The organism is Streptomyces sp. NL15-2K, assembly GCF_030551255.1.
Taxonomy (GTDB): Bacteria; Actinomycetota; Actinomycetes; order Streptomycetales; family Streptomycetaceae; genus Streptomyces.
Genome location: NZ_CP130630.1, coordinates 364,760 through 379,526, shown reverse-complemented (window position 1 = coordinate 379,526; position 14,767 = coordinate 364,760). Strand labels below are relative to the sequence as shown.

At 71.0% G+C, this 14,767-nt stretch carries 13 protein-coding genes; 8 read left to right on the top strand and 5 right to left on the bottom strand.

All coding sequences use genetic code 11. The features are described from left to right. Window positions 1-147: 147 nt before the first annotated feature. On the bottom strand, window positions 148-693 hold the full coding sequence (locus tag Q4V64_RS01565; RefSeq protein WP_124445366.1) for a MarR family transcriptional regulator: 546 nt from the start codon (window positions 691-693) through the stop codon (window positions 148-150). A 63-nt stretch (window positions 694-756) separates the two neighbouring features. Here Q4V64_RS01565 and Q4V64_RS01560 point away from each other — a divergent pair, with 63 nt between their 5' ends. Further along, complete coding sequence (locus tag Q4V64_RS01560; protein ID WP_124445367.1) at window positions 757-1,473, top strand: SDR family oxidoreductase; 717 nt, start codon at window positions 757-759, stop codon at window positions 1,471-1,473. Window positions 1,474-1,869: 396 nt separating this feature from the next. Here the strand turns inward: Q4V64_RS01560 and Q4V64_RS01555 are convergent, their stop codons facing one another. Further along, a complete protein-coding gene (locus Q4V64_RS01555; RefSeq protein WP_124445368.1) occupies window positions 1,870-2,310 on the bottom strand; it encodes a MarR family winged helix-turn-helix transcriptional regulator in 441 nt (146 codons plus the stop codon). Between the two features lie 163 nt (window positions 2,311-2,473). Here Q4V64_RS01555 and Q4V64_RS01550 point away from each other — a divergent pair, with 163 nt between their 5' ends. The 5 genes from Q4V64_RS01550 (at window position 2,474) to Q4V64_RS01530 (ending at window position 6,892) form a co-directional block, all read left to right on the top strand. Continuing rightward, window positions 2,474-3,571 carry a substrate-binding domain-containing protein gene (locus Q4V64_RS01550; RefSeq protein WP_124445369.1) on the top strand — a complete coding sequence of 366 codons (1,098 nt, stop codon included), beginning with the start codon at window positions 2,474-2,476 and terminating at the stop codon, window positions 3,569-3,571. A 109-nt stretch (window positions 3,572-3,680) separates the two neighbouring features. Continuing rightward, the gene (locus Q4V64_RS01545) at window positions 3,681-3,962 is read left to right on the top strand and encodes a zinc ribbon domain-containing protein (RefSeq protein WP_124445370.1); all 282 of its coding nucleotides are present in this window, start codon (window positions 3,681-3,683) and stop codon (window positions 3,960-3,962) included. A gap of 31 nt (window positions 3,963-3,993) precedes the next feature. Next, window positions 3,994-5,241, top strand: coding sequence for a formamidase (fmdA, locus tag Q4V64_RS01540; protein ID WP_124445371.1), 1,248 nt, complete (start codon window positions 3,994-3,996; stop codon window positions 5,239-5,241). Window positions 5,242-5,261: 20 nt separating this feature from the next. After that, entirely contained in the window at window positions 5,262-6,296 is a 1,035-nt protein-coding gene (locus Q4V64_RS01535; RefSeq protein ID WP_124445372.1) for an alpha/beta fold hydrolase, read from the top strand. A 2-nt stretch (window positions 6,297-6,298) separates the two neighbouring features. Then, entirely contained in the window at window positions 6,299-6,892 is a 594-nt protein-coding gene (locus Q4V64_RS01530; RefSeq protein WP_124445373.1) for a DUF1097 domain-containing protein, read from the top strand. A gap of 214 nt (window positions 6,893-7,106) precedes the next feature. On the opposite strand, the gene Q4V64_RS01525 is transcribed toward Q4V64_RS01530, so the two are convergent. From Q4V64_RS01525 to Q4V64_RS01515, 3 genes are all read right to left on the bottom strand, one after another. Then, complete coding sequence (locus Q4V64_RS01525) at window positions 7,107-7,715, bottom strand: GPP34 family phosphoprotein (RefSeq protein WP_124445374.1); 609 nt, start codon at window positions 7,713-7,715, stop codon at window positions 7,107-7,109. A gap of 116 nt (window positions 7,716-7,831) precedes the next feature. After that, entirely contained in the window at window positions 7,832-8,941 is a 1,110-nt protein-coding gene (locus tag Q4V64_RS01520; RefSeq protein ID WP_124445375.1) for an FAD-dependent oxidoreductase, read from the bottom strand. Between the two features lie 229 nt (window positions 8,942-9,170). Beyond that, complete coding sequence (locus Q4V64_RS01515; protein ID WP_216377732.1) at window positions 9,171-10,142, bottom strand: nitronate monooxygenase; 972 nt, start codon at window positions 10,140-10,142, stop codon at window positions 9,171-9,173. Window positions 10,143-10,414: 272 nt separating this feature from the next. Between Q4V64_RS01515 and Q4V64_RS01510 the strand changes: the two genes are divergently transcribed. Next, complete coding sequence (locus Q4V64_RS01510; RefSeq protein ID WP_124445376.1) at window positions 10,415-13,402, top strand: AAA family ATPase; 2,988 nt, start codon at window positions 10,415-10,417, stop codon at window positions 13,400-13,402. Between the two features lie 120 nt (window positions 13,403-13,522). Next, on the top strand, window positions 13,523-14,767 hold the full coding sequence (locus tag Q4V64_RS01505; RefSeq protein ID WP_124445377.1) for an NAD(P)/FAD-dependent oxidoreductase: 1,245 nt from the start codon (window positions 13,523-13,525) through the stop codon (window positions 14,765-14,767).

Below are 14,767 nucleotides of genomic sequence, written 5' to 3'. Positions count from 1 at the left end.
CGTACGCGGGCGGCTACCACAGCCGCCGCCCGCGCCGCGTGCTGTGCGGCGGCGACCCCTTGCATCCACCCATGGGCCGGCTCTCGCCAGTCGAAGCACGCTCTCGAACCCGCGGTTTACGAGGCGCGCTTGTGAGCAAGGAACAGCTCAGCTCCCGATGTATGTCGTGCGTCGTCGAACGTCGGTCAGCAGTTTCTCCAGGAGCTCGATCAGTGAGTCGCGTTCGTGCGCCGACAGGTCGCTGACGAGTGCGGCCTCGCGGCCGAGGACGGCGTCGACGGACCGCTCGATGAGGGCGTGGCCCTCGGCCGTCAGTGACACAAGCACGGTCCGGCGGCCGGTGGCCCCCGGTTTTCGCTGGGCGAGGCCCTCTCGTTCGGCCCGGGCGACGCGCTGCGAGATGGCCCCGGCGGTCACCAGTGTCCGCTGGGCGATCTCGCGGGTGCTGAGGGTGTAGGGCGGCCCGGAACGACGGATGACCGAGAGCAGGTCGAGGGTGGCTGCATCGATACCCGCTTCGCGCAGCACACGGTTGCGGTCTTCGGCGAAGAGCTTGGCCAGCCTCCAGATGGGTGTGACGATCTCGATCGACTCGGTTGGGGTGCCAGGTCGCTCCCGCTGCCAGGCCGCGGCGATCTCCGCGGCGGGATAGGTCGGTACGGGGTCCCCCGATGCGGCGATGGTGTCAGCCACGTGCGCTCTCCTGTCGGCGTCTGTTACGTTTAGACCTAAACGTAGCAGTGAGCAGGAGGATCCTTGACCCGCACAGTGCTCGTCACCGGAGGCACCAGCGGCATCGGCCGCGCCATCGCCGAAAGGTTCGCCGCCGACCGGACGGAGGTCTACATCACCGGACGCCATCCCGACACCGTCGAACGAACGGCCAAGGAGTTGGGCGTGCACGGTGTCGTCTGCGATGCGACCGACCCCGGGCAGGTCGCGGCGCTCGCCGCCCGGCTCAGCGAGCTGGACGCCCTGGTCAACGCGTCAGGTGGACTGCCCGAGGCGGTACCCGGCGACGGACCGGCCCTGGAGGCGCTTTTGGCCCAGTGGCAAACCAACCTGGCCCAGAACTTGCTGGGCGCGGTCCTGACCACCGCCTCGGTTCTCGACAAACTCACTTCCGGCAGTTCCGTCATCAGCATCGGCTCGATCGGAGCCGAACGCGGCGGCGGCTCGTACGGTGCAGCCAAGGCCGCACTGGCCGCATGGAATGCCTCGCTGTCCCGCGAACTCGGCCCCCACGGCATCACCAGCAACGTCATCTCCGCGGGCTACATCACCGGCACCAACTTCTTCCGCGACCAGATGACCGACGAGCGCCACAACGCGCTCGTGGATGAGACACACAACAAGCGCCCGGGCACCGTCGAGGACATAGGCGCGACGGCATACTTCCTAGCCTCCCCAGGCGCTCGGCATATCACCGGCCAGACCATTCACGTCAACGGCGGGGCCTTCACCACGCGGTAACGCCTCCCGGCCTCGAACCGCAGTCCTGGACTTGATCACTCGTGACGGCAACCGCCGGATGGGCAGCGGTGTTTGCGTGATCATGTGTCCCGACCAAGAACAGGCGCACGCCGTCGAGGATGCGGCCATGTCCGGCACGGGTCCGTCCGCTGTGCCGGGCCGGGTTGCGTGGAGGACGTCAAGGACGTCCTTCACGCAGCGGAACGGCCGTGCGGTGCTCCGGCGCCGGGGCGTCCACCTCGCTTCCAGGCCGGCGCCTGGTCGGAGAGGGACCTGAGGGCGGCAGATCCAGTCGTGGACCGAGGCGGCCGTCTCGGGCGGCCGACGGTCTACTCGGCCAACTCTTCCGTGTCACCGCCCGCGCAAGACCCGGGGGCCGACCCAGGGATGCAGCCGTCAGCCCAGCCGCCTCGAAGCCCGCTGAAGGAGCGTCCGCAACAAGGCCGTCTCTTCCGCGCCGAGGGCGGTCACGATGTGTTCCTGTTCGCGTTCGACCGCTGCCGTCCATCGTGACAGCGCCTCGCTGCCCCGCTCGGACGCGAACACCAGTACACGCCGCCGGTCCGCGTCGTCCACCCGGCGCAGGACCAGGTTGACGGACACCATGCGGTCGACGACCTTGGTCAGGGTCGGCGCCGTCAGCAGGGCGAACTCGGCGATCTCGGTCATCGCGCGGCCGGCGCCGTCGCCGAGGAACGACAGCACGCGCCACTCCTCGAGCGTCGCACCCTCCGCCTTCAGCGCCTCGCCGAGCCTTTGGACGACGCTCCGTTCCACGAGCGTGAGGGCTCGCGCCAAGTCGAGATCGGATACGGCCGCCGGGGTCGTCGTGGTCATCGCCCTGCCAACTGTCGTCGTGGTCGTGGGGGAGTACTACAGCGGTCGCGTTCGTGCGGGCTCGCACGACAGACGAGGATCGCGTGAAGTGGTTCCACGATACAGTCATTTCCTTTTCGCTGCGAAATATTCTCGTAGCAACCAATCGCTAGGATGGGCGTCTATGATCGAGAAGGCGTCCGTCCGGCTCGGCTCTCCGGCAGGCCGGGCCCGGGACGCGCTGGATGTCGCCCTTGTGGTCCCGCTCCAGGGCCCGGCCGGGATCTTCGGCCCGTCCTGCGAGTGCTGCGCCCAGCTCGCGGCCGAGGAGGTCAACGCCGAGTCGGGCGTGCTGGGCAGGGAGCTGCGGCTGGTGCTGGTCGACGGCGGGGCGCCGCCCGAGCAGGTGGCGACCGAGATCGACGCGCTGATCTCCGGCGGCGTCATCGACGCGGTGGCCGGCTGGCACATCTCCGCCGTCCGCCAAGTAGTCGCCCCGCGCATCGACGGCCGCGTGCCGTACGTCTACACCGCGCTCTACGAAGGCGGTGAGCGGTCCCCGGGTGTGTTCCTCACCGGCGAGACCCCCAACCGTCAACTGCGGCCCGCGCTGCGGTGGTTCGCCGCCGAACTCGGCATCCGGCGCTGGACGATCGTCGGCGACGACTACGTCTGGCCCCGCTCCTCCGCCCGCGCCGCCCACCGCTACCTGCGCGAACTCGGTGGCGAGGTCTGCGACGAGATGTACGTGCCGCTCGGCACCAAGGACTTCGGCCCTGTGCTGGCCCGGGTCGCGGCCAGTGACTGCGAGGCCGTCCTCATGCTGCTGATCGGGGACGACGCCGTGCTCTTCAACCGCGCCTTCACCGCGGCCGGGCTCGACCGTGACCACATCCGGTTCAGTTCGCTGATCGAGGAGAACGTCCTGCTGGCCACCGGGCCGGAGAACACCCGCGGACTGATGACCTCGGCCGGGTACTTCGAGGACCTGCCGACCGCGTCCGGCCTCGACTTCGCCGCCGCGTACGGACGCCGGTTCGGGCCCAAGGCGCCGGTGCTCAACAGCCTCGGCGAGTCCTGCTACGAGGGCGTCCGCATGCTCACCGAGCTGCTGCGGCGGGCGGGCGGCGTGGACGTGGCCAGGATTCAGGCGACCGCCGAAGGGCTCGAGTACGAGACCCCGCGTGGCACGGTCCAGATACGGGACCGCCACCTGGAGCAGCGCGTGTTCCTCGCCGTGGCCGACGGGCTGCAGTGGGACGTGCTCCAGCAGCTGCCGTAACCCGGCCCGGGGCGCACATCCTTTTACGCGCACGTAACACGACCAACTCTTGCCCAATTGCTTCGGCTGAAAATACTTTTCTCTCGAAGCTTTAGGAGGTTGGTTGTCCATGGCCATGTATCAGTACCGCTGTTCGGGCTGCGGAACCTTCGAGGTGATCCGTCCGATCGGCCGCGCCCTTCCCGAAGAGCCCTGCGACACCTGCGGTGACCAGTCCCGTCGGATCTTCACCGCCCCCCTGCTCAGCCGTACGTCCGCTCCGCTGGCCCGCGCCCTGCACGCCCAGGAGGCCAGCGCCCACGAACCGCGCGTCGTCACCGAGGTGCCGCCCACCCGCCGCCGGCCGTCCCCGGCCGGCGATCCCCGGCACGCCCACTTGCCCAAGCCCTGAGCCCCAAGCCCTGAAATGAGAGGCAGCCCCGATGCCCGAAGTCGTCTTCAGCGTCGACCAGGCCCTGTCCATGCGCGACCAGAAGGTCCCCGGCCACAATCGCTGGCACCCCGACATCCCGCCCGCCGTCACCGTGAAGCCGGGCTCGGACTTCCGCATCGAGTGCCGGGACTGGACCGACAACCAGATCGGCAACAACGACTCGGCCAACGACGTCCGCGACGTCGACCTCACCCACGCCCACATGCTCAGCGGTCCGATCGCCGTGGAGGGCGCCGAGCCCGGCGACCTGCTGGTCGTGGACATCCTCGACCTGGGCCCCATACCCCAGGCGCAGGGCGAGGGTTCCGGGGAGGGCTGGGGTTACACCGGCGTCTTCGCCAAGAACAACGGCGGCGGGTTCCTCACCGACCGCTTCCCCGACTCGTACAAGGCCGTCTGGGACTTCCACGGCCAGCAGGCCACCTCCCGCCACATCCCCGGCGTCCGCTACACCGGCATCACCCACCCCGGCCTCTTCGGCACCGCGCCCTCCGCCGAACTGCTCGCCCGCTGGAACGCCCGCGAGCAGGCCCTCATCGACACCGACCCGCACCGGGTGCCGGCGCTCGCCCTGCCCCCGCTCACCGACAACGCGCTGGCCGGGACGGCGGCCGGCGAGACGGCCACCCGTATCGCCGCCGAAGGCGCCCGCACGGTCCCGGCCCGCGAGAACGGCGGCAACCACGACATCAAGAACTTCACCCGCGGCTCACGGGTCTTCTATCCCGTCCTCGTCCCCGGCGCCCTGCTCTCCGGCGGCGACCTGCACTTCAGCCAGGGCGACGGCGAGATCACCTTCTGCGGCGCCATCGAGATGGGCGGCTTCATCGACCTGCACGTCGACCTGATCAAGGGCGGCATGGAGAAGTACGGCGTCACGACCAACCCGATCTTCATGCCGGGCAACGTCGCGCCGCAGTACACCGAGTTCATCTCGTTCGTCGGCATCTCCGTCGACCACGAGACCGACACCAACCACTACCTCGACGCGACGATGGCGTACCGCAACGCCTGCCTCAACGCCGTCGACTACCTCACGACCTTCGGCTACAGCGGAGAGCAGGCCTACCTCCTGCTGGGCTCGGCCCCGATCGAGGGCCGGATCAGCGGCGTCGTGGACATCCCCAACGCGTGCAGCACCCTCTACCTCCCCACGGCGATCTTCGACTTCGACATCCGGCCGACGGCCGAGGGCCCGAGAAAAGCCGACCGCGGCCAGTGCGCCGTCACCTCTTGAGCGTCCCGAAAGGCAGTCCCATGAGCGACCATCTCACCTTCCAGCTGGGCGACTTCACCACCCAGAGTGGCGCCACCCTGCGCGGCGCGCACCTCGCCTACACCACGTACGGCGAGCTCAACGCGGACAAGTCCAACGTGATCGTCTACCCCACCTGGTACTCCGGCCGCCACTGGGACAACGAGTGGCTCATCGGCCCCGGTATGGCCCTCGACCCGGCCGAGTACTTCATCATCGTCCCGAACATGCTCGGCAACGGCCTGTCCACCTCGCCGAGCAACACCCCGCCGCCGTACGACCGCGCCCGCTTCCCCGACATCACGGTGTACGACCAGATCGCGGCCCAGCACAAGCTGGTGACCGAGGAGTTCGGCATCGAGAAGATCCAGCTCGTGACCGGCTGGTCGATGGGCGCCGGGCAGACCTTCCAGTGGGCCGTCAGCCACCCGGAGATGGTCGAGCGGATCGCCCCCTTCTGCGGCTCCCCGCGCACCAGCGCCCACAACAAGGTCTTCCTGGAGGGCGTCAAGGCCGCGCTGACCGCCGACGCGGTCTTCAACGGCGGCTGGTACGACGCGGACAAGTGGCCGACCACCGGACTGCGCGCACTCGCCCGGGTGTACGCGGGATGGGGCTTCTCGCAGGCGTTCTACTGGGAGAAGGAGTACGAGAAGCTCGGCTACACCTCTCTGGAGGACTTCCTCGTCGGCTTCTGGGAGGGTTTCTTCCTCGACGGCCGTGACCCCAACAACCTGCTCACCATGCTCTGGACCTGGCAGAACGGCGACGTCGGGCTCACCCCCGGCTTCGACGGGGACACGGAGGCGGCGCTGGGCTCCATCAAGGCGACCACTCTCGACATGCCCGCCGAGAAGGACCTCTACTTCCCGCCGGAGGACGAGGCCTGGGCCGTCAGCCACATACCGGGCGCCGAACTCCGGGTGATCCCCGGCATCTGGGGCCACTTCGCCGGCGGCGGCAGCAGCCCCGAGGACACCGAATTCATCGACACGGGTATCAAGGAACTGCTGGCCAAGCCGGGCGGATTGGCGTAGCCATGAGCAACGGACGCATCGACCGCATCACACTGCCGCACGAGATCAGCGCCTCGATCATCGCCTTCGCCACCGTCTTCCTGCTCCTGAGCCCGCTCCACATGCCGACCTGGGCGATCTTCATCACCTGGGCCGGAACGTTCATGCAGGGCGGCCCCAGCATCGCCAACGCCATCTCCATGATCACCGCCACTACGACAGGGGCGGGGTTCGCGGTGGTGGCCGTACTCCTCAACCGTGAGACGGGCACGATGTTCGGCACCGGGGAGTTCGCCCAGACCCTGGCGCTGGGCGTGGTGATCTTCTTCGTCAACGGCGCCCTGCTGGCGACCGGCCGGCTGAAGCCGTTCGCTCTCATCCCGGCGATGTTCTTCGGCTTCGCGTCGACCTTCGCCACGTACTTCGGCGGATTCGGCTATGACGCGGGGAACCTGGGCGCCTCCTTCGTCAGCGCCGCCGCGATGTGCGCCCTCGGCCCGCTCGCGGCCACCCTCGGCCTACGGCTGATGTTCGCCCCACCGGCCACCGAGCCCGAGCCCGGGAAGCAGCGCCAGACCGAGGAGGTGACGCCTTCGGCCAGCGAGGCACCCGCCTGACACGGCCGCTCCCGAGAGCCCAGTCCGAGGGGCGGGCCGGCCACCGGCCCGCCCCTCGGCGACGACCGGGGAACGACCGCCTCCGTCCGCGGAGTGGGCTGAAAGCCAGGTCGTCGATGTCATCCGCAACCACGGGCCCACGGCGTCGACATCGGCGCCGCTTCCGCTCTACCGGCCACCCACGTCCCACCACGCCACCACGCGCGTGCGGTCTTCATTCGCCCCGCCAGATGTTGTCGAAGGCCGCCTCGTCGAGGGCTCGCCGCTGCCGTTCGGCCTCCAGGCCCCTTACGGCGTCATGGACGGCGGCGAGCACCGTCGCCACGGCATCGTCGGCCACGCTTGGTGACTCTCCGGTCGGCTTGTCGCCGATCCCGGCGGCCGCCGCGAGCGCCGCGAGGAGGGGCTCATCCGATGCCCAACGGTTCGCCGCCCGGCGGCGTGCGGGCGAATCCACCAGCACCGTGTGACTGGGCTGGAAGATCATCCAGCGGCGGTCACGTTGCCGAGTGAGCTGCCCTTCCGCTTCGAGGGCGGCCAGATAGGCTGCGGACAGGTCACGGCCCCTGCGCCACAGCCAGCCGTCGACCGACTCGTACGGCGCTTGTCGCGGGAGCGAGGACGCGGCCTCGTCCAACAGCCGGTCATCTACGGCTCGCCGGTCGTTCGGCACGATGTGATCGCCGTCCAGCGTGATGACTTGGGCATCAAGGAGGTCGATCAGCTCGCCTCCCGCGAGCGCGAGTGACAGATCGCCTCGTTCGACGGGGCGACCGGCCGCCAAGTCCATGGCGGTGATCAACAGGTCCCGGGGTGTGCTCATGAGCGGCTCCACCTCACCTCGACCACAAGCTTAGGGAGCGAGGAGGGCAGCCGCATCCGAAGTGACAGACCAGTCACATCACGGCAGCGATGCCCGTGCGCCGCTACGACCGCTGGTCAAAGCCGCTCGAACCGGAACGCGGCCAGGGCTTCGACCCGGTCCTCGCCGAGCGCCTCGGCCGCCACCAGGTCGCCGGCGTGCAGGCTCAGGGTCGCACCGCTGTGTGAGACGGCGAAATGAAAGTTGGGCAGCTCGACGGCCCGTCCCAGGACCGGTAGGCCGTCGCTGGGGATGGGCCGTTCACCCACTCGAACGCTTTCCACGGTCGCGGCTCGGAGCCCGGGGTACAGCGCACGGCCAGCCTCCAGCACTCTTGTCACCGCCGATGGCTCGACGCTGATGTCACCCGTGTCGGACACGTACGCCGCGCCGTCGGTCTCGGGGCTGTGCAGAAGGAGCCGTCCGGCACCGTCCGGGCGTAGGTGGACATGCGGGGCATGAATGACACGCGACACCGAGACCGCGACCGGCGAGGTGTGGATGAGCACACCGCGGGTGTTGCGCATCGGCAGCACCAGGCCGGCGAACTCGGCGATCCTGGCAGCCTGCGGCCCCGCACAGTTCACGACCGCGTCGGCGGAGAGCTGCCGCCCCGAGGCGAGCCGGACCGTGCGCACCAGACCGGCGGTCGAGTCCAGGCCGGTGACAGGGTCGTCGTGTACCAGCTCGGCCCCATGAGAGACCGCGCTGGAGAGCAGGTGGCCGATGAGGCGGGTCGGTTCGATCCAGCCCTCGCGGGGGAAGTACGCGATCCCGTCCGCCGGCAGCCCGGCGGGGTCGATGTCCGGTTCGAGGTGCAGCGCCTCCGCCCGGCTGAGCCAACGAGCCTCGTATCCGTAGTCCAGGACGCCGGCGACCTTCTTGCGCAGCTCCTCGTGCTCGGCGTCGTCGGCGGCCCACTCCAGGTTGCCGCCCTCGTGGTACCAGTCACTGTGGGGTACTTCGGCCGCCAGCTGCCGGTGGGCTTGCATGCCGGCGACATTGAGATCGTGGTAGGGCCGTGGCTGCTTGCCGCAGGAGTTGGTCCACGAGAACGTCGCACCGGAGGTGCCGCTCCCGGGCGCACCGGCGTCCACGACCGTGACACGGGCACCTCGCCGCGTCAGCGAGGCGGTCACCGCCGCGCCGTAGACGCCGGCGCCGATGACGACTATGTGCTCAACCACCCTGATCTGCCTCCCTCTTGAGGTGCCGGTAGCCGGGTGGGGGCGGGACGGTGCGCCCGGATCGGCAGCGCGGGCGCCGTGTGGGACGACCACGCAGGAGGCTCTGGCCCCGGGTGTGGCAGCGCGCCGCGATCACAAGCCGAGCATGCGCGGTCGCGTGCAGTCAACAGCCCGGCCGACACCCGATCCCGCTACCGCGACTGACCCCGGCAGGGCCCCGTAGTCGGCGTCATGGACGAGCGGCGTCGGCTGCCCGTTCCAGGGCCGCCTCCGCCTCGCGTACGGTCCTGCGGATGATCTCGCGCGCCGGCAGGATGTCGTGGACGAGTGCCGTCGACTGTCCGGTGAAAGGCAGGTACTCGTCGCCGCGCCCGCCGAGAACGGCCTCCGTCACCCGGGGCACGGTCTCTGCCGGGTCGACCTGTTCGGGATGTTCACGCAGAACGTCCACCAGTGGCGTACGCAGGGACCGCGGCACCCCGAAGCTGCCGGGCCGGTTGAACGGCGGCAGGATTCGTTCACTGTTGAGTGCCTTCACGGCGTCGACGGCGTCCGCACCGACAATCCGCTGCTTCCACTCGTCGGACACGCTCATCTCCGTGGACGCGAGGAAGCGCGTGCCCATCAGCACGCCCTGCGCGCCCAGTGCCAGCGCCGCTGCCATGCCTCGTCCGTCGGCGATGCCGCCGGCGGCGACGACAGGGGTCTCGCCCGCCATGTCGACGATCTGTGGCACGAGCACCATCGTGCCCACGTCACCGCTGTGTCCTCCTGCCTCGCCACCCTGAGCGACAAGAACGTCGGCGCCCGCCTCCAGCGCGGCAGCCGCCTGGCGGGCGTCGCAGACCTGCTGGATCCACAGAATGCCCGCATCATGAGCCCGGGCGATCAGGTCGGGGGGAACCGCGAGGTGGAACGAGATGGCCGCGGGGCGCTCCTCGAGTGTGGCCTGGAACGTCTCCTCGTCGAACGGCCGGGTGGTGTGGTTGATCGCAAAGGGGCGGTCGGTCAGCCCGCGCAAGGCGGCCCATTGCTCCCTGAGCTCGGGCAGGGTCCGGACGGCCGTGCCAAGACTCCCCAAACCTCCGGCCTCACACACCGCTGCCGCGAGCCCCACCTCCTCCCAGGGGCCGAAAGCGGCGCAGACGATGGGAACCTCGATACCGAGCAGTTCGCAGACAGGCGTTGAGATCGACAGCATGCGCGCCTCCGGCAGCCCTCCGAGCGGGCATGGAGCCCTCGCTCCTCTGATCCCCGCTCCTGGCCATTCCCATCATGCCGACGGCGCGGGGAACGAGCATGGCCATCGGCGCGCCAGGCCCTGGCTGGGCACCATGAATCAACCGTCCGGTGGCATCTCCATCCCTGGCCGCGCTGTTCGATCCTTGCCCACCGTGATCGGCCGGTGATGCCTTCCGCGTGGGGGGGCAAGTCCGGGAGGAACCGCCGGCGATTGCGCGGGACACTGCTGGTGTGCGGGAGGACACGCTGTCGGTGCGTATGCTGGGCCGGTTTCGGATCTGCCCGGCCGGGGGAGCCGCATGGCGGCTGGATTCCGCGCGTTCCGAGTCGCTGCTGGCCTACCTGGTGCTGCATCGGGGCGAGGCGCATCCGCGGCAGCGGCTGGCCGGGCTGCTGTGGCCGGAGTCCTCCGAGGCGCAGGCCCGCACAAACCTCCGCCATCTGCTGCACACGCTGCGCCGCGCGGTGCCTGATGCCGAGCGGGTACTGGAGGTGACCGCCCGCACGGTGGCGTGGCGTGCCGACGTTGCCTGCCGGCTCGATGTCGCCGAGTTCGAGGCGGCACTGGAGCGGGCGCGGCGCCTGCCCGCCGGGGAGCGTGTGGCGGCGCTGGCCCGGGCGGTCGCCGCGTACACGGGTGACCTGCTGGCCGAATGCGACGACGCGTGGCCGGTCGCGGACCGGGAGCGCCTGCGCGCCCGCTTCGCGGACACCCTGGAGGAACTGGGCGTGCTGCTGCATCGGACGGGCGACCACCACGAGGCCGCTCACTGGCTGGAGCGCCTCGTGCGGGAGGATCCCGTGCGCGAGTTCGCGTGGCGGGAGCTGATGCGGGTCTACGAGGCACTCGGGGACCGGGCCCGGGCGGTGCGGACGTACCACGCATGCGAGTCGGTGCTGGAGCACGAACTCGGGGTCGCGCCGTCCGCGGAGACCCGCGCCGTCTATGCCGGGCTGCTGTCCGCCCACGGCGCTCACGGGCCCGCCCCGGCCCCGGCGGCGCCGCGTCACGGCGCCACCAGGCTGGTGGGCCGACTGACGGAGCGGCGGCGGCTCACCGAGGCGTGGCGTGCGGCGGAGGCCGGGCGGCCGGGGCTGGTGCTGCTCACGGGGGATCCCGGCATCGGCAAGACCCGCCTCGCCGAGGAATTCGCTGCGTGGGCGGCGCGCCAAGGGGCCGTCACGGCGACCGCGCGGGCCCATGCGGCGGAGGGCGGGCTGGCATACGCGCCCGTCGTCGCCTGGCTGCGCACCCCGGCGCTGCGGACCGCGCTGGACCGGCTGGGACCGGCACTCCGGCGGGAGCTGGCCCGGCTGCTGCCCGAGGTCGCCACTCCGGAGCCACCGGAGACGCTACCGGAGGACGAGCAGCGGCAGCGCCTGTTCGCGGCCGTCGCACAGGCCATGGAGGCCGTCGGTAAGCCGGTCGTGCTGCTGGCCGACGACCTGCACCGGTTCGACCGGGAATCCCTGCGCCTGCTGCACTATCTGATCCGCGGCGAGCCGGTGGCCCGTCTGCTGGTGGTGGCGACGGCACGGCCGGAGGAGACGGACCGAGGGCATCCGCTGGCCGACCTGCTCGCCGGCCTGAAGGGGCTGGGGCGGTGCGCTGAGGTGGAACTGGGCCCGCTGTCCCGGGACGAGACCGCCGCACTGGCCCGCCACGTCACCGGGGTCGACGTCGACGTCGCACGCCTGCACACCGACACCGAGGGCAATCCGCTCTTCGTGGTCGAGGCCCTGCGGGTCGGGTGGCCGGCCCGGAGCGGGCTGAGCCCGCGGGTGCAGGCCGTCATCGAGGCCCGCCTGGCCCAACTGTCCTCCGGCGCGGGCGAGTTGCTGGGCGTGGCCGCGACCGTCGGACGGGAGTTCACCGCGGACGTCCTGGGCGCGGCGGCCGGCGTCGACGAACACACCCTGATCGCGGGGCTGGACGAGCTGTGGCGTCGCCGGCTCGTCCGCGAACGGGGCGCCGACGCCTACGACTTCACCCACGAGAAGATCCGCGAGGTGGCGTACGCCGTCCTCAGTCCCGCCCTGCGCAGGCGGCACCACCGCCGCGTGGCCGAGGCGCTCGCACAACCGGGCGAGGCCACGCCTGACGAGGTGTGCGGGCAGATCGCGGACCACTACCAGCGCGCCGGTGACATCCTCACCGCCGTACCGTGGGCGCTGCGCGCCGCGGCCGCCGCCTGCCGTCTGCACGCCAACACCGAGGCCGTGGGCCTGCTCGACCGCATGCTGCGGCTCCTGCGCGAACAGCCTGCTTCAGCTCAGCGCGACGCGCTCGAACTGGAGTTGCTCACCGCGCTGCCCGCGCCGCTGGGGCAACTGGAGGGGTACGCCTCCGCCGGGATTGCGGCCGCCCACGCCCGGGCCCTGGACCTGGCCGCCCGGCTCGGCACGGAGCCCGGACCGCCGTTGGTGCGCTCGTTGGCCCTGGCGAGCACCACCGCCGCGGACTTCGCGGCCACGCAGCGGTACGGCGAGCAACTCCTCGACCGTGGAAGGGAGACGGCGGACGACGTCCTGGTCGTGGAGGGTGCCTACGTCCTCGGCATCGCCGCGTTCTGGCAAGCGCACTTCGAGACCGCGCGCGAGCACTTCGAACTCGCGGCCCGCCACTACCGTCCCCAGCAGCGGGCGCTTCACCTGCTGCGCTACGGCCAGGACCCGCGCGCCGTGTGCGTGAGTCGCCTGGCCAACACGCTGTGGTTCCTGGGCAGGCCCACGGAAGCCGTGCGGGCGCGCGACGCAGCGCTGGCGTTCGCGGCGGAGGCCGCTCACGTGTTCACCAAGACGGTCGTCCTGATCTTCGCCTGCCTGCTCGCGGTGGACATGGTCGACGAGCACGCCCTGCGGGCCCACCTGCGCGAGCTGACCGCCCTGGACGATCCCGCGCCGCAGGCGCGACTCCCCGCGGAGGCGCTCTCCGGCTACGTGGACGTGCTCGACGGCCGCCCGGTGTGCGGCGTACGTCGCTGCCGCCGGGCGATCGCACGGATGGGAGGGGCGCAGCCCGCGCCCGGCCTGGGCGCCGCGCTCCACCGGATCCTCCTGGCCGCCGCGGAGGCGGCCGGCGACGCGGCCCAGGCCCAGTGGGCCGCCGAACGGCTCCTGACGATGGGCGGCGCGGCCGTCGTCTGGCGCCCGGAAGCCGAACGGGTACGGGAGCGGCTCTCGGCCGGGGGTGTGTCGGGCGGGGCCGGCAACGCCTGAGGCCGGGCACGGAACGCCGGAGGAACGCTCATGGAACGCCGCTCACCGCACGCTCGTAGCCGTACCAGCCGTACCAGCCGTACCAGCCGTACGAACCGGGTCGAGACGAGGAGGACGGGCATGTCCACCACATACGACGCCGTCGTCGTGGGCGCCCGCTGCGCGGGAGCGCCGACGGCGATGCTGCTGGCCCGCAAGGGCTACCGGGTGCTGCTCGTCGACCGGGCGGACTTCCCCAGCGACACCCTGTCGACGCACATGATCCATCCACCGGGCGTGGCCGCGCTGGACCGCTGGGGCCTGCTCGACCGCGTGACCGCGACCGGCTGCCCGGCTGTCACGACGTACTCCTTCGACTTCGGGCCGTTCACCCTCACCGGCAGCCCGCGGCCCCACGATGGCACGTCGGTCGGGTACGGACCGCGGCGCAGAGTGCTCGACACGATCCTGGTGGAGGCGGCCGCCGAGGCGGGGGCCGAGGTCCGCGAGCACTTCAACGTGGATGAGGTGCTGATCGAGGACGGGGCAGCCGTGGGGATCCGCGGCCACGGCGCGGACGGCGCGAGCATGGTCGAGCACGCCCGGGTGGTGATCGGGGCCGACGGGCGCGGCTCGCACGTCGCCAAGGCCGTCGGCGCCCCGGTGTACCGGGAGAAGCCGCGCCTGCAGTACGGCTACTACTCGTACTGGGCCGGCCTGCCGGTCTCGGGTTTCCAGACGTACACCCGCCCCGGCCGCAGCTGGGCGGCGATTCCGACCAACGACGCGCTGACGGTGGTGGTCGCCGGCTGGCCCACCGCCGAGGCGCGGGCGTACAAGGCGGACGTCGAGACCAACTTCCTGGCTACGCTCGATCTCGCGCCCGAGTTCGGTGAGCGGGTGCGGGGCGCGAGCCGCCAGGAACGGTTCCTCGGCGGCGCCGTCCCCAACTTCTTCCGCAGGCCCTACGGTCCGGGCTGGGCTCTGGTCGGTGACGCCGGACACACCAAGGACCCCGTCACCGCGCAGGGCATCAGCGACGCGTTCCGCGATGCCGAGCAGTGCGTCGGCGCGCTCGACGACGTCTTCACCGGGCGCCGCTCGTTCGGCGAGGCCATGTCCGGCTTCCAGGCGGCACGCGACGCGCAGGTCTCGGAGATGTACGAGTTCACCACCCAGCTGGCCGTCCTGGCACCCCCACCCGAGGAGACGGCCCGGCTGCTGGCGTCTGCGCACGGCGACCGTGACGCCATGGACCGGTTCGCGAGCGTGATCGCCGGGACGATGCCCCCGCACTCCTTCTTCGCTCCTGACAACGCGGCGCGGCTCATCGGCGCGGTGGCCGAATCCGGGGTCCCGGTGGGGGCGGGCGCACCGAGCTCCTGA